The sequence below is a fragment of the Symmachiella dynata genome (assembly GCF_007747995.1).
GTDB classification, from domain to species: domain Bacteria; phylum Planctomycetota; class Planctomycetia; order Planctomycetales; family Planctomycetaceae; genus Symmachiella; species Symmachiella dynata.
The window spans coordinates 2,932,709-2,947,669 of the sequence record NZ_CP036276.1; the positions used below are offsets into that span (position 1 = coordinate 2,932,709).

Sequence of the window (14,961 nt, forward strand, 5' to 3'; positions counted from 1 at the left end):
AGTTTGCCCCTTCCAAGTTTGACAACCAGATGGTGAAGACATGACTCGCTTCAAAACGCCCGTCGTATTTGCGGTTTTCCTGTCGCTGGCGATTGTGAGCACAATGCCCACAACCTCCTATTCCCAAGAAGTCCTGCCGCGCCCCGAAGAGGCCTTCAAAGGCAAAATTGGGTTGACCTATAAAGATTCCGAAGCGGTCAAACCGAAATTGAAGGTGCCGGCGACGTTCGGTCTGGAGAATCCGCCGAACATTCTCATCGTGCTGATCGACGATTGCGGTTACGGGCAGATGGGAACATTTGGCGGGGCCATTCCGACTCCTACGCTGGATCGTGTCGCCCAAAATGGCTTGCGTTACACGCGGTTTCACACCACCGCACTCTGCTCACCGACCCGGGCTGCGTTGCTCACTGGGCGGAACCACCATTCCGTCGGAACGGGCGTGATCGGTGAAGCGGGCACGGGATTTCCCGGCTATTCAGGAATCATTCCGGCCTCGACGGCAACGTTTGCCGAGGTCATTCGCGAATACGGTTATGCCAATGCCTGGTTCGGTAAAAATCACAACGTTCCGGACTGGGAAACCAGCCTCGTCGGCCCCTTTGACCGCTGGGCCAGCGGACTGGGCTTTGACTATTTTTATGGCTTTGTCGGTGGCGATACCGATCAGTTTCACCCCGCGCTTGTGGAAAATAAAAAACGGATTGAACCGCCTAAAACCAACGAGGATGGTTCACCCTATCACTTCACGACCGACATCGCCGATCATGCCATTCGCATGATGCGGGCCACCAAAGCGGTCGCGCCGCAGCGACCCTTTCTGGTCTATTTTTCCACCGGCGCAACTCACGCACCGCACCAAGTTCCCCCGGAGTGGATTGCGAAATTCAAAGGACAGTTCGATGACGGTTGGGATGCGTATCGTGAAAAAACATTCGCGCGCCAAAAACAACTCGGCGTGATCCCCCAAAACACGAAACTCACTCCGCGGCCCGATTCGCTTGCTGCTTGGGATTCAGTTCCGGAGGACGAACGCAAGATCTATGCCCGCATGATGGAAGTCTTCGCCGGCTTCACCGCACATACCGATCACGAGGTGGGACGCGTTGTCGACGCCATCGAAGAGTTGGGCGAGTTGGACAACACGTTAATCCTCTACATCGCCGGCGACAATGGTTCGAGCGCCGAAGGGGGGCTGAATGGTCTGCTGAACGAAATGACCTTCTTTAACGCGATCCCCGAACCGCTGGAGATGAAACTCGCCTCACTCGACACGCTCGGCAGCGAAAAACATTACAACCACTTCCCGGCCGCATGGGCTTGGGCCATGGATACGCCGTTTCAATGGACCAAACAAATCGCCAGCCACTTCGGCGGCACCCGCAATGGCATGGCCATCTCTTGGCCCAAAGGGATCAAAGCCCGTGGGGAAATTCGTGATCAATTCCATCACGTCATCGACATCGCCCCCACAATTCTCGAAATCATCGGCGTCGAAGCGCCGGCGCAGTTCAACGGCATCGCCCAAAAGCCGATCGAAGGCGTCAGCATGGTCTATACGTTCGATGACGCCGATGCCAAGGACCGTCGTACGACGCAATACTTCGAAATGCTGGGCAATCAGGGGATCTATCACAACGGCTGGATGGCCAGTGCCATTCGCGGTGTCCCTTGGTTCAGCGAAAATGAGCCGGGCGATTTGCTCAACATGCCTTGGGAGCTTTATCACATCGACGAGGATTACAGCCAAGCGAACAATCTGGTGAAGCAACATCCTGAAAAGCTCGCTGAGCTGGTCAAACAATTCTTTGCCGAGGCGGCCAAGTACAATGTGTTGCCGTTGGACGATCGCAAGACCGAACGGCTAAACGTTGAGAATCGCCCCAGTCTGACGGCCGGCCGCAAGAGCTTTACCTATCCGAACCTGCTCCGCTTGCCCGAAGGGGCCGCTCCGGACCTGAAGCACCGTAACCACACGATCATTGCCAAAGCCACGATTCCGGACGGGGGAGCCGACGGCATGCTGTTCACACAGGGCGGGCGTTTTGCCGGTTATGGTTTCTATATTTTGGATGGCAAATTGATCTACGACTACAACCTTGTCGGCGTCGATCAATATACGATCAAGTCGAAGGAAAATGTGCCGACCGGTGATGTGACCTTAAGAGTCGTCTACAAGTCGGATGCCAACAAGCCCTTCGCCGGCGCCACCGTGACGTTATTCGCCAACGACAAACAGCTCGCAGAAGGTCGTGTCGAAAAGAGCATTCCCAACCGCGTGACACTGGACGAAACGATGGATTTCGGCTTCGACACCGGCACTCCCGTCGCCGACGACTACGAGTTGCCCTTTAAGTTTGCTGGTAAACTGAAATCGGTGACGATTGAACTTGAATGAAGGAATTCGAGAATTCACGATCATTCGGAATCCCAATTGGCCAGTGGATCAAGACCGGCTCGCCACCCACAGAAAATTCTTGTCAACAATTTCCTGTTCCCCGTTCCAGCGGTAGGCACACAAAATTCCATCCTTAGCGACGCTGTAGTCGACGCAGGCGACGTTTGTCGCCAGGCGGGTGGGGTGGTCGGACCATAGCCAGTAGTGGCCCAAAAAGACGGGCGGCGCATCGGCGGCGTAGATGGCGCGAGTGTCGACCATGGACTCCGACAGCGGTGTGTCGGGAGCCAGTGGAGCAGGGGGGAGGGCGTAATCGCGGAGGCTTTTGCCTTCGGGCGATTCAAACCACCGCACGCGGACATTGGTGCGGAGGTTGCCGTCCTTGTCCCGGTAGGTGATCCCCTCGGGCAGGGGAAATTCTTTGCCCTTGAGCACGTCGTCGACGGCTAGATAGAGGTCCGAGCCTTGGTTGGTCGCCTCGACCATGAAGTCGGTTGTGACTCCGCCATATTGCTTGAGCGCCGCAGTGATTGTTTCTTGATGGCTGGGTTGCCAGCAGGCGTGCACGACATTGATTCCCTCCAGCGCCAGCCACATCGGCAGCGTCCGAAACCAATCGATGGCACTGGCCAGTTCGTCGGTGGATAATTGCGTCCAAGTGGCTGCGAACTGGCCGTTGTTTTTTTCGGTGTGCTCACGCAAATACCGGTGATTCTCTGTGGGATGCAGAGTGCTCCAGGCAATCGCGTTGAATTCGTGATTGCCCATCACCGCCCGAGCACTGCCGGCTTCCACCATCGGTCGGACAATCTGCAGCACTTCACGAATCTGTGGACCGCGGTCGATGAAGTCACCAACGAAGACCGCCGTCCGCAGTGGATGTGCGTAATACCCACTCTGGCGATCATACCCCAGGTTGCCCAGAAGTTCGCTCAATTCGTCCGCATGCCCGTGAATGTCGCCGATGATGTCGTACATGATGCAATCGCATTTCCCGAGATTCGAAGTCTGTTTTTCACGTCCCGCAGGTGAAGGGACGCCCCAAATTGTCGCTAAGCTGATCGTAGACTTTCGGCGAACCTCCTGCAAATACCTCTCCAGGAAGGCCTTTTTTTGCGGTTGTCGAATGCGGAGCGAGTACCATGTCAGTCGGGGGAACGTTATAATCCGCCCGCGGACGAGCACATCAAATCGGTCGATTTCGCTGGCACAATTCTTCAAGGGGAGGGATATTGCGATGCGGAATCTTCCAGGAATATTCGACCGCTCGGGCAATTCATGACAACGATCGCGGTTCCCGCGCCGTCGCAGTATGCACCTTGAAATGGGCACTTAGGAATATAGAAAAATGTGGATGCAGGATGTCATAGAGATTCTCATCGCGATTGCGCTGGTGCTACTCAACGGATTTTTTGTGGCAGCTGAGTTTGCGTTGGTGAAAGTTCGTGGCGGACAGGTAGACGAGTTGGTGCGAGCCGGGCGGCCCTTTGCGCGTACGGGGCAATGGCTGGTGGAACGCATGGAAGGGGCACTTTCGGCCTGCCAGTTGGGGATCACCATGGCATCGCTGGCCTTGGGTTGGGTGGGGGAACCGGCCTTCGCACACTTGTTGCGGCCCCTGCTGGAAACATTGGGGATGCACTCAGAAGCCGTACTGCACACGACCGCGTTTGTGATTGCCTTTAGCGTGATCACTTCGTTGCACTTGGTCATCGGCGAACAGGCGCCGAAGATCTTCGCCATTCGTCGCGCGGACCAAGTGTTGTTGTGGTGTGCGTTGCCGTTGAAGTGGTTCTATTTGCTGACTTACCCCATGATGGTGGCGCTGAACGTCTCGACGGCGTTTTTGCTCAAACAAGTTGGGCTAGAAGGAGAGTCAGAGCACGATGCTCCGCATAGTGAGGATGAACTTCGCGCACTGTTGCGGCAATCGCATGTGAGCGGACATCTCAGCCGGTCAGAACACCGATTGTTACACGCGGTGTTCGAATTCGACGACATGGTCTGCCGACGGATCATGGTGCCGCGCGTCGAGGTGGAGTTCTTTGGGATCAACGATCCTCCTCGGCAATGTATCGAGTTGGCTCGCCGCACAAAGCACACGCGTTACCCCATTTGCAATAACTCGCTGGATGAAGTGCTGGGTGTGATCCATGTCAAAGATTTAGTCGGGCTGGAAGTCAACGATGCGTTTGACTGGAACACGATTATGCGTCCACCGCGCAAAGTGCCAGAGAACATGCCGATCAGCAAGTTGCTGCGGCATTTTCAAGCGACGCACCAGTTGATGGCGTTTGTCGTCGACGAATATGGCACGGTGATCGGCATTGTCACGTTGGAGAACGTGTTGGAACAGATCATCGGTGAAGTCGACGATGAATTCGACAATGCGGAACCGAATATCGTCTCTCAAGGAGCCAATGAATGGTTGGTTTTGGGGACGACACCGGTCGATGAGATCAGCCGCTATTTCAAAATTGCCCTCGACGTGACCGACGCCGATACGTTTTCCGGGGTCCTGGTGAATAGCGCTCAACGATTGCTTTCCGTGGGCGACCGGATTGAATTGGGTGAATATATCGTCGATGTGGTGGAAGTTCGCGACGACCGGGCAGCGCTGGTCCGTGTGACGCGCCCTTCGGTTGAGAATTCCGGGCCGCCGGAAGATTCCTCGCAGAGCCCTGATCCATAAGCCGAGGCAAGTTGATTGCTCTTGAATGGAAATCGGCTTGTGGAATAACCAGTAAGGCGATTCGGCTAGACAATTCACCCGGGCCAGTTGATGGAGAACGGTCGGTATGTGGTTGAATGCATTGGGGGGCAAGTCATTGTTCAAGAAAAGGCATCCCGATGTCGGTGCGCGACCGGGGACATTGGTGATCAGCGAAGACGCGTCGCAGCCGAAAATTCATGTGATGCATTTTACGCCCGAGGAGTTGAAGGAAGAAGACGTCACCGATACCGAACAACTCCGCGCGGCATACGACCCGAACACGACCACTTGGGTCGACGTGCAAGGCTTTGGCGACGAAAAGATGATCCGCAGGATCGCCGAAAAGTTTGCCATTCATCCGCTGGCCATCGAAGACATTATTAATGTCCCACAGCGTCCCAAAGCAGAAACGTATGACGATCAGATCTTGATCATCGTTCGGATGGTGAATTCGATAGGGCAGGCTGAGATTGACATCGAGCAAGTTAGTATTGTCCTTGGAAAAAACTATGTCCTGACGTTTCAGGAACGCTACGGCGATGTTCTTGATCCGGTCCGTCGACGTATCCGTAGCGGCAAGGGACGGATTCGTACCGAAGGACCCGACTATGTCGCCTACGCGATTTTTGACACGATTGTCGATGCCTACTATCCCGTTTTGGAGGAGATCGGCAACTATTTAGAAGACTTAGAAATCACGGTGGTCGAGAATCCCACCCCGCGATTGCTCAAATATCTGAATCAAGTCAAGAACCGCCTAATCAATCTCCGCCGTGCCATTTGGCCGCAGCGACAAGTCGCCAATTCACTGGCCCGCGACGAGCATCCGCTGATTGATCCCAATGTGCGCATTTACCTCCGCGATACATACGACCATTGCGTGCAGTCGGCCGAAGTGGTGGAGATGTATCGCGAGATGGTCACCGGTCTAATGAATATGTATCTCGCATCGGTTGCCAATCGTCAAAATGAAGTCATGAAGGTGTTGACGATTACGGCTGCGATTTTCATTCCATTGACATTCATGGCGGGCATTTACGGCATGAACTTCGAATACATGCCCGAATTGCATGTCCCCTGGGCCTATCCCTTGATATGGACTACCATGATACTCATGGCCGGAGGCATGCTCTTCTACTTCTACCGCAAGGGCTGGATTTGGAATCGCGATGACGACGAGGACTTTCCGGGAAAGGACGGCGGACCGTGATGCGGGTGGGTGAGACGTTTCACCGCCAAACGGGAAGTGAATTCCGACATCCAGGAGCAAATCGATGATCGATGGCAAACGCCAATTTCGCATTCTGTTCTGGGCGTTTGTGTCGATGTGGTTGCTCTCTTCCACGATCGCGTTTGCTCAACCGGGTGAGGAACGCGTCCTCCGAATCGGCACAAAAGAAGCAGCCCCCTTTTCGATTCTCAACGAAGATGGAACCTGGAGCGGAATCAGTATCGAACTGTGGCGCGGCGTCGCTAACCAGATGGGGCTTCGCTACGAATTCGAAAACCTGCCGCTGGATGAAATCCTTGCCGGAGTGGAATCGGGAGAACTCGACGCGGGCGTCGCGGCGATTACCATCACGCACGAACGTGAGCAATACCTCGATTTTTCGCATTCTTACTTCAATTCCGGACTGGGCATTGCCGTTCCGCAGCGTCAAACGGCCAATTGGTCCGCCGTGGTGAAGCGAATCTTTTCCATGGTGTTCTTGAAGATCGTGCTGACAATCTTTCTCGTGTTACTGGCGATGGGCACGCTGGTGTATCTCTTTGAACGACGACGAAACCGGGGAGATTTCGGAGGCAGCGTCTTGAGAGGGTTATCGAGCGGCATTTGGTGGGCCGCGGTCACCATGACCACCGTTGGTTATGGCGACAAGGTTCCCAAGTCTCCGGGAGGACGAGCGATTGCCGTATTGTGGATGTACACGGCGATCATCATTATCTCGATTTTTACCGCATCGGTGACATCAATACTCACGTTATCACAACTTGAGTCGAACGTGCGTGGTCCACGCGACTTGCACAATGTCCGTTTGGCGACCGTGTCTGATTCGACCAGTGCCAAATATTTGCGGCGTCAGGGAATTGCTTTCAAGGAGTTTCCGACAGTTGATGAATGCCTGGCGAGTCTCGAACGAAACCAATTCGACGCGGTGGTTTATGACGCACCGATTTTGCGTTATGTTGTTCACAACGAACATCCGGGCCTCATTCAAGTCTTACCGGCGACGTTTGATAAACAAGATTACGCGATTGCGATTCCTCCCGAAAGTCCGTTTCGCGAATCGCTCAATCAATCCATCTTGCAGGTGATCACGACACCGCAATGGGATGAGACGTTGCGGCGATATTTGGGCGACTGACATGCTGTGGATGATGTTGTTGTGAGAGTTTTACGATACGACAGGGAGCCGTAATACATTGGCGACTTCAACTTTACTCTTGGTTTTACTCGCACTGGGGCAAGTCGACCCAGCACAGACGCAGGACGGCGGTGCGACCGAAACAAAACCGCTCGTGGTAGCGACGAAGGAAAGCCCGCCGTTTTCGTTTCGTGATGCGGACGGGCAGTGGACGGGCATCAGCGTGGAATTGTGGCGGCATATGGCCGATGAACTGGGCCTGAAATATGAATTCCGCGAAATGCCCTTGGACCAGATGTTTGAGGGGTTGGAAAAGGGGAACGTTGACGTCGCCGTTGCCGCCATCAGTGTCACAGCCGACCGCCACAAACGCGTGGATTTCTGCCATCCCTATTTCACCACCGGCTTAGGAGTCGCGGTTGACGCTGAGCACTCTTCGGGCGGTTGGAGAGTCCTTCGCCGGATCATCTCGACACGATTGCTGACGATTGTCAGCATCATGATCGGCATCGTTTTAGTCTGCGGCATCTTGTTCTGGTTCTTTGAACGCCAATCCAACGAACAGATGTTCGGTGGGAAACGCCGCAAGGGGATCGGGATGGGGATGTGGTGGTCCACGATCGTATTGCTGGGACACAAGGGGGTATTCCCGGTCAGCGTTTCCGGACGAATTCTGGCTTGCGGTGCGATGCTGGCCAGTATTTTGCTGTTCTCGATCCTGACCGGCGTGATTACATCGGCACTAACGATCGGACATATGGACGTGGGGATTTCACATCCGGGAGATTTGCGACGCATCAAAACGATTACGGTCGAACCGAGCACGAGCGCCGACTTTTTGCGAGGCAAACGTATCCCATTTCGCAGTTATCCAACGATCGCCGAGGCAGCGCAAGCGCTCGCCGGGGTCCGCTCAGAAGCGCTGGTTTATGACGAAGCGCAATTGAGGTATCTAGCGAATTCCGAGTACTACGGACGGATCCACGTCCTGTCCGTCTCATTCCACACTCAAGATTACGCCATCGCCCTAAAACCCGGCAGTCCATTGCGCAAGCCGCTCAATCAGTCGCTGCTGAATTACCGAGCCAGCGAAGGGTGGAACGAATTGGTGTATCGCTATCTGGGCGAAGATGTTGTGGATTGATGATCCACGCCCCCGCCCGATGAAAGTTCACCGAGCCTCCAGATAGGAAAACTACCGCAACGAACGATTCAACCGCGTGCGGTGGTATTCAGCACGCTCAGCGGAGGTCATCGATGCAAAGTCGCGCGCGGTGGCATCCGTGGACGCCGGGGCAGCGGTGCTGGTTGCTGTCGTAGACGCTGTGGTGGATGTCGGCAAGCTAATGGTTGTCCCATTGCCGGCATAACTCATCACGGCGGTTTGCAGCGTTAGGTCTTCTTCCAGCGATCGATTGGGGCGGATGCTCAGTTTTTCCAGCACCGCGTGATAGGCATGGACCGCTTCTTCGGGGCCGATGTCGCCGTTGACGATCAGCCGTAGGAATTGCACGAAGGCGAGTTGGCATTCGGCGTTGTTGATTTTGCGACCGAATAGGGCGATCCGTGCTCCGTATTTTTGCGCTTCGGCAATCAGCTTAAACGCATCGAGCGTCGTGCCCGCACTGCCGCCCAGCACACCGACGATTAAATGCGGATCGTAGGTGACCAATTCCTCCATCGCCTGCGGGCCGTGGTACACCATCTTTAAAAAGATGGGTCGGCCAGCCGTGGCGACGCCGGCCAACGTGCGGGCAATCAGATCGTTGATAAACCCGGCTTGCAATTCGGGGGCGACGGCGCCGGGGACGTTAGGATCGAAGATCTCCAGAAAATGCCGAAACCCCTTCCGCTCCGCTTCTTCGCGAAACAGTTTGTATTGCTCCAGGGTGTGCAGGTCCAATTCCAGGTCGTTGTTGAATGTGACAGAGAATAACCCCAAGTCCGCTCCGCGCGAGCGTTCTTCGGTCTTGCAGTCGAGATGTCCGCATTGAATGTGATCCAGCGAGGCGGAACGAAACGGATGCGCGGGTTCCTGATACACTGCGCCCCCACGCACCACATGCACATCGGTTGTGTCGTTCGCGCGGGCGGCGGGGGTGATGGCGGAGTTATCGAACAGCCGTTCGTTGATCGTCAGGGCTTCGCTGGTACTGGCCGACATGAGCATGATGTCGACGACGCCCTGGTGAATGATTTCACGGATCTGCTGACGGTATTCGGCCAACGTTTTGAATCGCACTTCACCATCGTGCCGCTCAGGAGATTTTCCCGGTGCACCGATGCCGAACGCCATATCCGCATCCTTGGCGTCGGCGATGATGAAATCTTTGCATCCCGACGGATCAGCATGGATAGCAGCGAGTTTTTGATCCAGCGATTTTTGCATGATAGCAGAGTTTTTCTTATCCCAAGCCGACGGCTTCGCCGTCGTTAGGGGCGGTGTTTTTAATGACGTGCGATCACATTGGGAAATTGATCCGCAGGTGAACGTCGTGTGCGACGGCGGAGCCGTCGGTTTGGGATGATGGGGGATTATGATCCAGCGAGGACTTTGTCGATCGTTTCGCGAAGTACACGGGCGGAGTTGGCCAAGCCGGTCCGTTCTTTGGGCCACAGATCCAATTCGACATGCCCGAGCACGCCCTCGCGGCCGACGACGGTCGGTACGGAAATACAGACATCACGCAACCCATAGGCTCCGGACTGTAGCGAGGAGACCGGCAAGATGCGGCGTTGGTCCAGGGCGATGGAGTGCACGACTTCGGTGATTGCCAAGCCGACGGCGAATCCGGCGCCACCCTTTTTCTTGATCACTTCCGCTCCGCTGCCCCGCGTCCGTTTCTCGACGTCGCTGACCAGGGAAGGGGAGTAACCGGGCCATTTGTCCAACGGCAGACCGGCGACCTGTGCGGCGGACCAAATCGGCACCATGCTGTCGCCATGTTCGCCGAAGATCAACGTCGAGACTTGCGTCGCAGGCACGTCCAGCCGATCAGCCAACATGCTCCGCAAGCGGATGGTATCGAGTTGCGTGCCCAGGCCGATTACTTTTTCCGGCGGCAAGGACAACTCGCGCGTGGTTAAATAGGTGAGCACGTCCACAGGGTTGGAAACCACGAAGACAATTGCACCGGGTTTGGTGCCAACGTTGCGCAGGTCGGCCAGAATGTTGCGGAACAGAGCCACGTTGCGATTGATCAAATCGAGTCGGCTTTCGTCCGGTTTGCGTCGTAATCCGGCGGTGATGATGATCACGTCGGCATCGGCGCTGCCTTCGGGGCCGGCGGCATAGATCTTTTGGTCGGCCGATACGCAGCTTCCGTGCAACAGGTCCAAGGCTTGCCCCCCAACCAGGTCGGCGTTGACATCCACCAGAGCAATTTCACGAACGATGCCCCCGCACTGCAACGCGAATGCCGCACAAGACCCTACCAAACCGCCGCCACCGACAATGCTGACTTTCATGATGCTATTACTCACAAGTATTTCTTGAAGGGCCGGTTGTTTACGGCCGGGATGTTTTTCTGGGAGACCTGCGGTCTTGTTGGGTGCGGGGTCGGGAGACCCGCGCACAACTTTACAGGGAGACCTTTGCACAACTCGGTGCGGGGTCTGGAGACCCGCGCACAACTTTACAGGGAGACCCGCGCACTAATTGCTGAGTCTATTTCTTGTCGATCGCGGCCATGACTTCGCTGGTGATGGCTTTGACTAGGGCTTCGATGTCGCCGCCGTCTGAACCGTTGTGTCCACCGCCGTTTGTTGTGGAACCCGAGTTGCTTTTCAAGTAACCCGGGAAGGCCGGCGGAGGATTGAACGCGCGGGTTTCTGGAAGTTTTTCTTCATAACCTTTGCGAAACGCGCTGTTGCCGCACAGGTCGCAATCTTCGGCGTGGAAACGGGGGTCGTCGAAGCCGAGTTTTTTCTTCAGGTCCAACAGTTCGCGGCTTTCCCGTTCGTCGAGGTAGCTCACTGGGCCGAGTTGTTTAGCGAGCAACAAAATTCGGCAATAGGCATCGACGATTTCGGTCTTCCAGTACGCCTTCTCCAGGTCGACGTCGAAGCTGACCGTGCCGTGGTTGTTGAGGATGATCGTGTTGGTTCCCTGGCCCAAAAATGGCAAGACCGTATCCGCGAATTCTTGGCCACCGGGTGTTTCATACGGCGCCATCGGGACTTCGCCCAGAAAGACTTCGATCTCCGGTAGAATACATTGCGGAATCGGCTCACGGGCGACGGCGAAGGCGGTGGCGTGCGGGGGATGGCAGTGCACGACCGATTTGACATCGGGACGGGCTTTCATGATTGCCAGATGCAACAGGATTTCGCTGGTCCGTTTGCGGGTCCCGGCAATCTGGTTGCCATCAAGGTCGACCGCACAGATGTCCTCGGGAGTCATGAACCCCTTGCAGATCATGGTAGGCGAGCAGAGCACAGCGTTTTCGCCGACGCGGATCGAGATATTGCCATCGTTGGCGGCGGCAAAGCCTTTTTCATAAATCCGTCGCCCAATCTCGCAGATTTGCTCTTTGAGTTTGCGGTCGTTGACACCGGAGTTCCATTGGTTTTGCATGGTGGGTATTTCCTATCGGATGTTGGTTATCGATTGTTTTCAGGTGTCATGCCAAGCATGACCTACGGGTTAGATATTGATCGTGTCTAAGATGGCAGTGTTATAGGCGTCGATCGGTTTGTCGCCGGGGTGGAACGGTGCGGCGGCTTCGGCTCCTTCGCTGACGGCGATGCGGCTTCCCTCAGCGGCACCGCGTTCATCGAAGACCACAAACGGTTCGCCGCGGCCCGCTTTGTCGCCGCGAATCCCTTCCAACGACAGCGATGTCGCCACCAACCACGTGGCGCCGGTGAGTTCGGGGTGACATTTCGACAAGGTCACTTTGCCGATCACATCCGCAATTCGCATGGCTGGTTCCTCAATGGTTTTGTGATTTCGTGTAGGACTGGTTCCCGCCTGTCGTCGTAAAACATCGACGATCAACGATGCCGGCGGCAGGCGGGAGCCTACCCTACGTGTTGCTGCTTTGAATACGGGTTACCACAGGCGGCTGGTTGTTTCCCAATTTGCCGGTGGTTGCGGATTTTGTTTGCTAAAACGTTGTAACAGTGTCTTCATTGCGAACATGCCGATGTTGGCAGGATCGAGGGCGATCACATTGGCCCCCATTTCATTCATGGCTGTGGCGACATCTTCGCTGTGGTTGACAACGGTGGCCCGGATTTTGGGAGAGCGATTCGCTAAACAAGCTGCTAAACGAGGCTGCCCGCTGACGATCGCCACACCGGCGTATTCTCCACGACTCACCGCCGAAACGGCCAACCGTGCTGCGCTGGCCGGACTTTCCAGCAAGTCTAGCTTCCAATCGCTGCCCAGTTGTTCCATGGCACGCATCACTTGGGGACCGGCGGTGACCACAGCCGCTAAAAACGTTGCGGACGTCACAGTCGAAGCTGTCGTCACACGTGTCCAGGTTAAGCCTTGCTCACGAATCAGGTCCCGCGCCGAGGGAGTCAGGATCGCTTTTTCAGAGATTTGAAACCGCCGGTCGCCGTTGATTTGTTCCTTGAGCAGATCCGCCGTGATGATCGATTCCGACAGATAGGTCACACGTGCCGCCGTCTCGGCAGGACGCATTTCGATCGGGGCCGCTAGGTGTTTTTTCACCACCGCAGCAACAATCTGTTCGAGAGTCTGTTGGTCCGTATGCATCAGTCCGGAAGTCCAATCACCGCCCAGCGGACTGGGCATGTTTCATATCCGACGAGATCACGAATGGACTTTCCATCGCTACTCAAAATCACTTGATCGCCTCGCCCGCTTCCCAGTGGGTCAATCGCTAGTTGCGGTTCCCCATCCGGTCCGCCGGCGGCGTCCAACATTTGGACGACAGCCAGTCGCCAACCCGCCAGTGATTCATGTTTGACCGTGGCAGTGGCAGTGCCCACGACTTGTGCCAGGTTCATCTGTTGTTCATCCGCGGCAAAAACTTGTTTCCCAAACCGACGGCTTCGCCGTCGTACTCTGCGACCCCATCACCATTAAATAATCCGCAAGTCATCGACCAACGCACAGCGGCGTTGGCGTGTGAATGTCAACGGGCTGGTCACCCCTTCGCCGGTCGGCGTGGCGATGCTGAATGACAAGTAGCCTTCGCCTCCCAGTCCCAATCCTGCGGAACTCGGCCCGTTTTTAACGAACAATGTTGTGTCCATTTCCCGGCCCATCGTGGTCATATTCCGCACGTCACGGGTATGAATGATGCTCGTGTGCCGAAAGTTGTGTTCGTATTCTTTGGCCAGTTCAATCCCGTGCATCGCATTGCGGCACCGCACAAATGGGACAAAGGGCATCATCTGTTCTTCGGGGACGAAAGGATTGCTTTCATCGGTTTCGCCGTACAACAGATCCGTTCCAGCCGGAACCTGAACGCCAATCAACTCGGCCAAGACCGACGCATCTTTGCCGACCAGATCGCGGTTGAGCGTGTGGTGATCCGAGCCGTCTTTGGGCGGATCAAAGGCCAGTTTCGTCAGTTGGTCGATCTGTTGGCAGTTCAATTGATACCCGCCGTGACGCGGCATGGCGGAGAGGAGTTCGTCAAAGATCGATTCCACGGCGAAGACTTCTTTTTCACCGATGCACAGCAGATTGTTGTCAAAGGCTCCGCCGGTGATGATCGAGCGGGCGGCGTTGTCGATGTCGGCCGTTTCGTCGACGACGACGGGCGGATTCCCCGGTCCGGCCACAATTGCTCGCTTGCTACTGGCCATCGCGGCGCGGGCTACGAATGGTCCACCGGTTACGCAGATGAGTCGTACGCCGCGATGCGCGAAGATTTCGTTGGCGGTTTCGATCGTCGGGTTCTCGATGATCGTGACCAGATTCTCTAAACCGGTCGCTTCATAAATTGCCCGATTGATCCGCCGCGCCCCTTCGCAGGCAATCAGCCGTCCCGCGGGATGCGGATTGCAGACCAACGTATTGCCGCCGGCGATCATCGAAATCGCATTGCTGGCCAGCGTCGGCAGCGAGTGTGTGACGGGGGTGATCTTGCCGATCACGCCAAACGGGGCATATTCGGTGACGGTCAACCCGTGATCGCCGCTGAGGGCGTCGCACTTGAGAAACTCGACGCCCGGCACGAGTTCGATAATTTGTAGCTTTTGAATCTTGTGATCCAACCGGCCGATCCCGGTTTCTTCAAGTTCCAATCGCCCCAATTCTTCCGCTTGGGCCGTGCAAAGTTGCTTGATGCACTGCACGATTTTAACACGATCGGACACCGGTCGCTGGCTGAGCGCTTTGAAACCATCGCCCGCAGCGGCGACGGCATCGTCGACGGTTTGGAAGACGCCCCAATCGCCATTGCGATGCGTTCCGTTCGTAGTCCGCCCGCCGTTTCCGAGTTGGGCCAGGACTTCTTGCACGACTTGCCGGATTGCTTGTTCGGTGGCTTGCATGATTG

Annotated in this window: 13 protein-coding genes; 5 read left to right on the forward strand and 8 right to left on the reverse strand. The window is 55.8% G+C overall.

The features are described 5' to 3' along the window. Positions 1 to 40: 40 nt before the first annotated feature. Positions 41 to 2,398 (forward strand): arylsulfatase, encoded by a 2,358-nt coding sequence (locus Mal52_RS11315; protein WP_145376185.1) that lies wholly within the window; start codon positions 41 to 43, stop codon positions 2,396 to 2,398. Between the two features lie 48 nt (positions 2,399 to 2,446). Here Mal52_RS11315 and Mal52_RS11320 read toward each other — a convergent pair whose 3' ends face one another. Further along, positions 2,447 to 3,376, reverse strand: a complete 930-nt coding sequence (locus Mal52_RS11320) for a metallophosphoesterase (RefSeq protein WP_145376186.1) — start codon at positions 3,374 to 3,376, stop codon at positions 2,447 to 2,449. A gap of 376 nt (positions 3,377 to 3,752) precedes the next feature. On the opposite strand from Mal52_RS11320, the gene Mal52_RS11325 reads away from it, so the two are divergent. The 4 genes from Mal52_RS11325 (at position 3,753) to Mal52_RS11340 (ending at position 8,621) form a co-directional block, all read left to right on the forward strand. Continuing rightward, positions 3,753 to 5,090, forward strand: a complete 1,338-nt coding sequence (locus Mal52_RS11325; RefSeq protein ID WP_197534835.1) for a hemolysin family protein — start codon at positions 3,753 to 3,755, stop codon at positions 5,088 to 5,090. A 106-nt stretch (positions 5,091 to 5,196) separates the two neighbouring features. Then, positions 5,197 to 6,321 (forward strand): magnesium/cobalt transporter CorA, encoded by a 1,125-nt coding sequence (gene corA, locus Mal52_RS11330; protein ID WP_231962613.1) that lies wholly within the window; start codon positions 5,197 to 5,199, stop codon positions 6,319 to 6,321. Between the two features lie 64 nt (positions 6,322 to 6,385). Then, positions 6,386 to 7,477 (forward strand): transporter substrate-binding domain-containing protein, encoded by a 1,092-nt coding sequence (locus Mal52_RS11335; RefSeq protein ID WP_145376188.1) that lies wholly within the window; start codon positions 6,386 to 6,388, stop codon positions 7,475 to 7,477. Between the two features lie 58 nt (positions 7,478 to 7,535). After that, positions 7,536 to 8,621, forward strand: a complete 1,086-nt coding sequence (locus tag Mal52_RS11340; protein ID WP_145376189.1) for a transporter substrate-binding domain-containing protein — start codon at positions 7,536 to 7,538, stop codon at positions 8,619 to 8,621. A 51-nt stretch (positions 8,622 to 8,672) separates the two neighbouring features. On the opposite strand, the gene Mal52_RS11345 is transcribed toward Mal52_RS11340, so the two are convergent. The 7 genes from Mal52_RS11345 to Mal52_RS11375 all read right to left on the reverse strand — a co-directional run bounded on the left by Mal52_RS11345 (position 8,673) and on the right by Mal52_RS11375 (position 14,956). Beyond that, on the reverse strand, positions 8,673 to 9,866 hold the full coding sequence (locus Mal52_RS11345) for a hypothetical protein (RefSeq protein ID WP_145376190.1): 1,194 nt from the start codon (positions 9,864 to 9,866) through the stop codon (positions 8,673 to 8,675). A gap of 146 nt (positions 9,867 to 10,012) precedes the next feature. Further along, positions 10,013 to 10,945: a lactate/malate dehydrogenase family protein gene (locus Mal52_RS11350; RefSeq protein ID WP_145380614.1), complete on the reverse strand. Its 933-nt coding sequence runs from the start codon at positions 10,943 to 10,945 to the stop codon at positions 10,013 to 10,015. A 199-nt stretch (positions 10,946 to 11,144) separates the two neighbouring features. After that, the gene (locus tag Mal52_RS11355; RefSeq protein WP_145376191.1) at positions 11,145 to 12,053 is read right to left on the reverse strand and encodes a class II aldolase/adducin family protein; all 909 of its coding nucleotides are present in this window, start codon (positions 12,051 to 12,053) and stop codon (positions 11,145 to 11,147) included. Between the two features lie 69 nt (positions 12,054 to 12,122). Then, entirely contained in the window at positions 12,123 to 12,401 is a 279-nt protein-coding gene (locus Mal52_RS11360; protein ID WP_145376192.1) for a EutN/CcmL family microcompartment protein, read from the reverse strand. A gap of 129 nt (positions 12,402 to 12,530) precedes the next feature. Continuing rightward, complete coding sequence (locus Mal52_RS11365; RefSeq protein WP_145376193.1) at positions 12,531 to 13,244, reverse strand: hypothetical protein; 714 nt, start codon at positions 13,242 to 13,244, stop codon at positions 12,531 to 12,533. Further along, positions 13,205 to 13,459 (reverse strand): EutN/CcmL family microcompartment protein, encoded by a 255-nt coding sequence (locus Mal52_RS11370; RefSeq protein ID WP_145376194.1) that lies wholly within the window; start codon positions 13,457 to 13,459, stop codon positions 13,205 to 13,207. Before Mal52_RS11370 ends, Mal52_RS11365 begins: the two co-directional genes overlap by 40 nt. Positions 13,460 to 13,534: 75 nt before the next feature. Beyond that, positions 13,535 to 14,956 (reverse strand): aldehyde dehydrogenase family protein, encoded by a 1,422-nt coding sequence (locus tag Mal52_RS11375; RefSeq protein ID WP_145376195.1) that lies wholly within the window; start codon positions 14,954 to 14,956, stop codon positions 13,535 to 13,537. Positions 14,957 to 14,961: the final 5 nt, after the last annotated feature.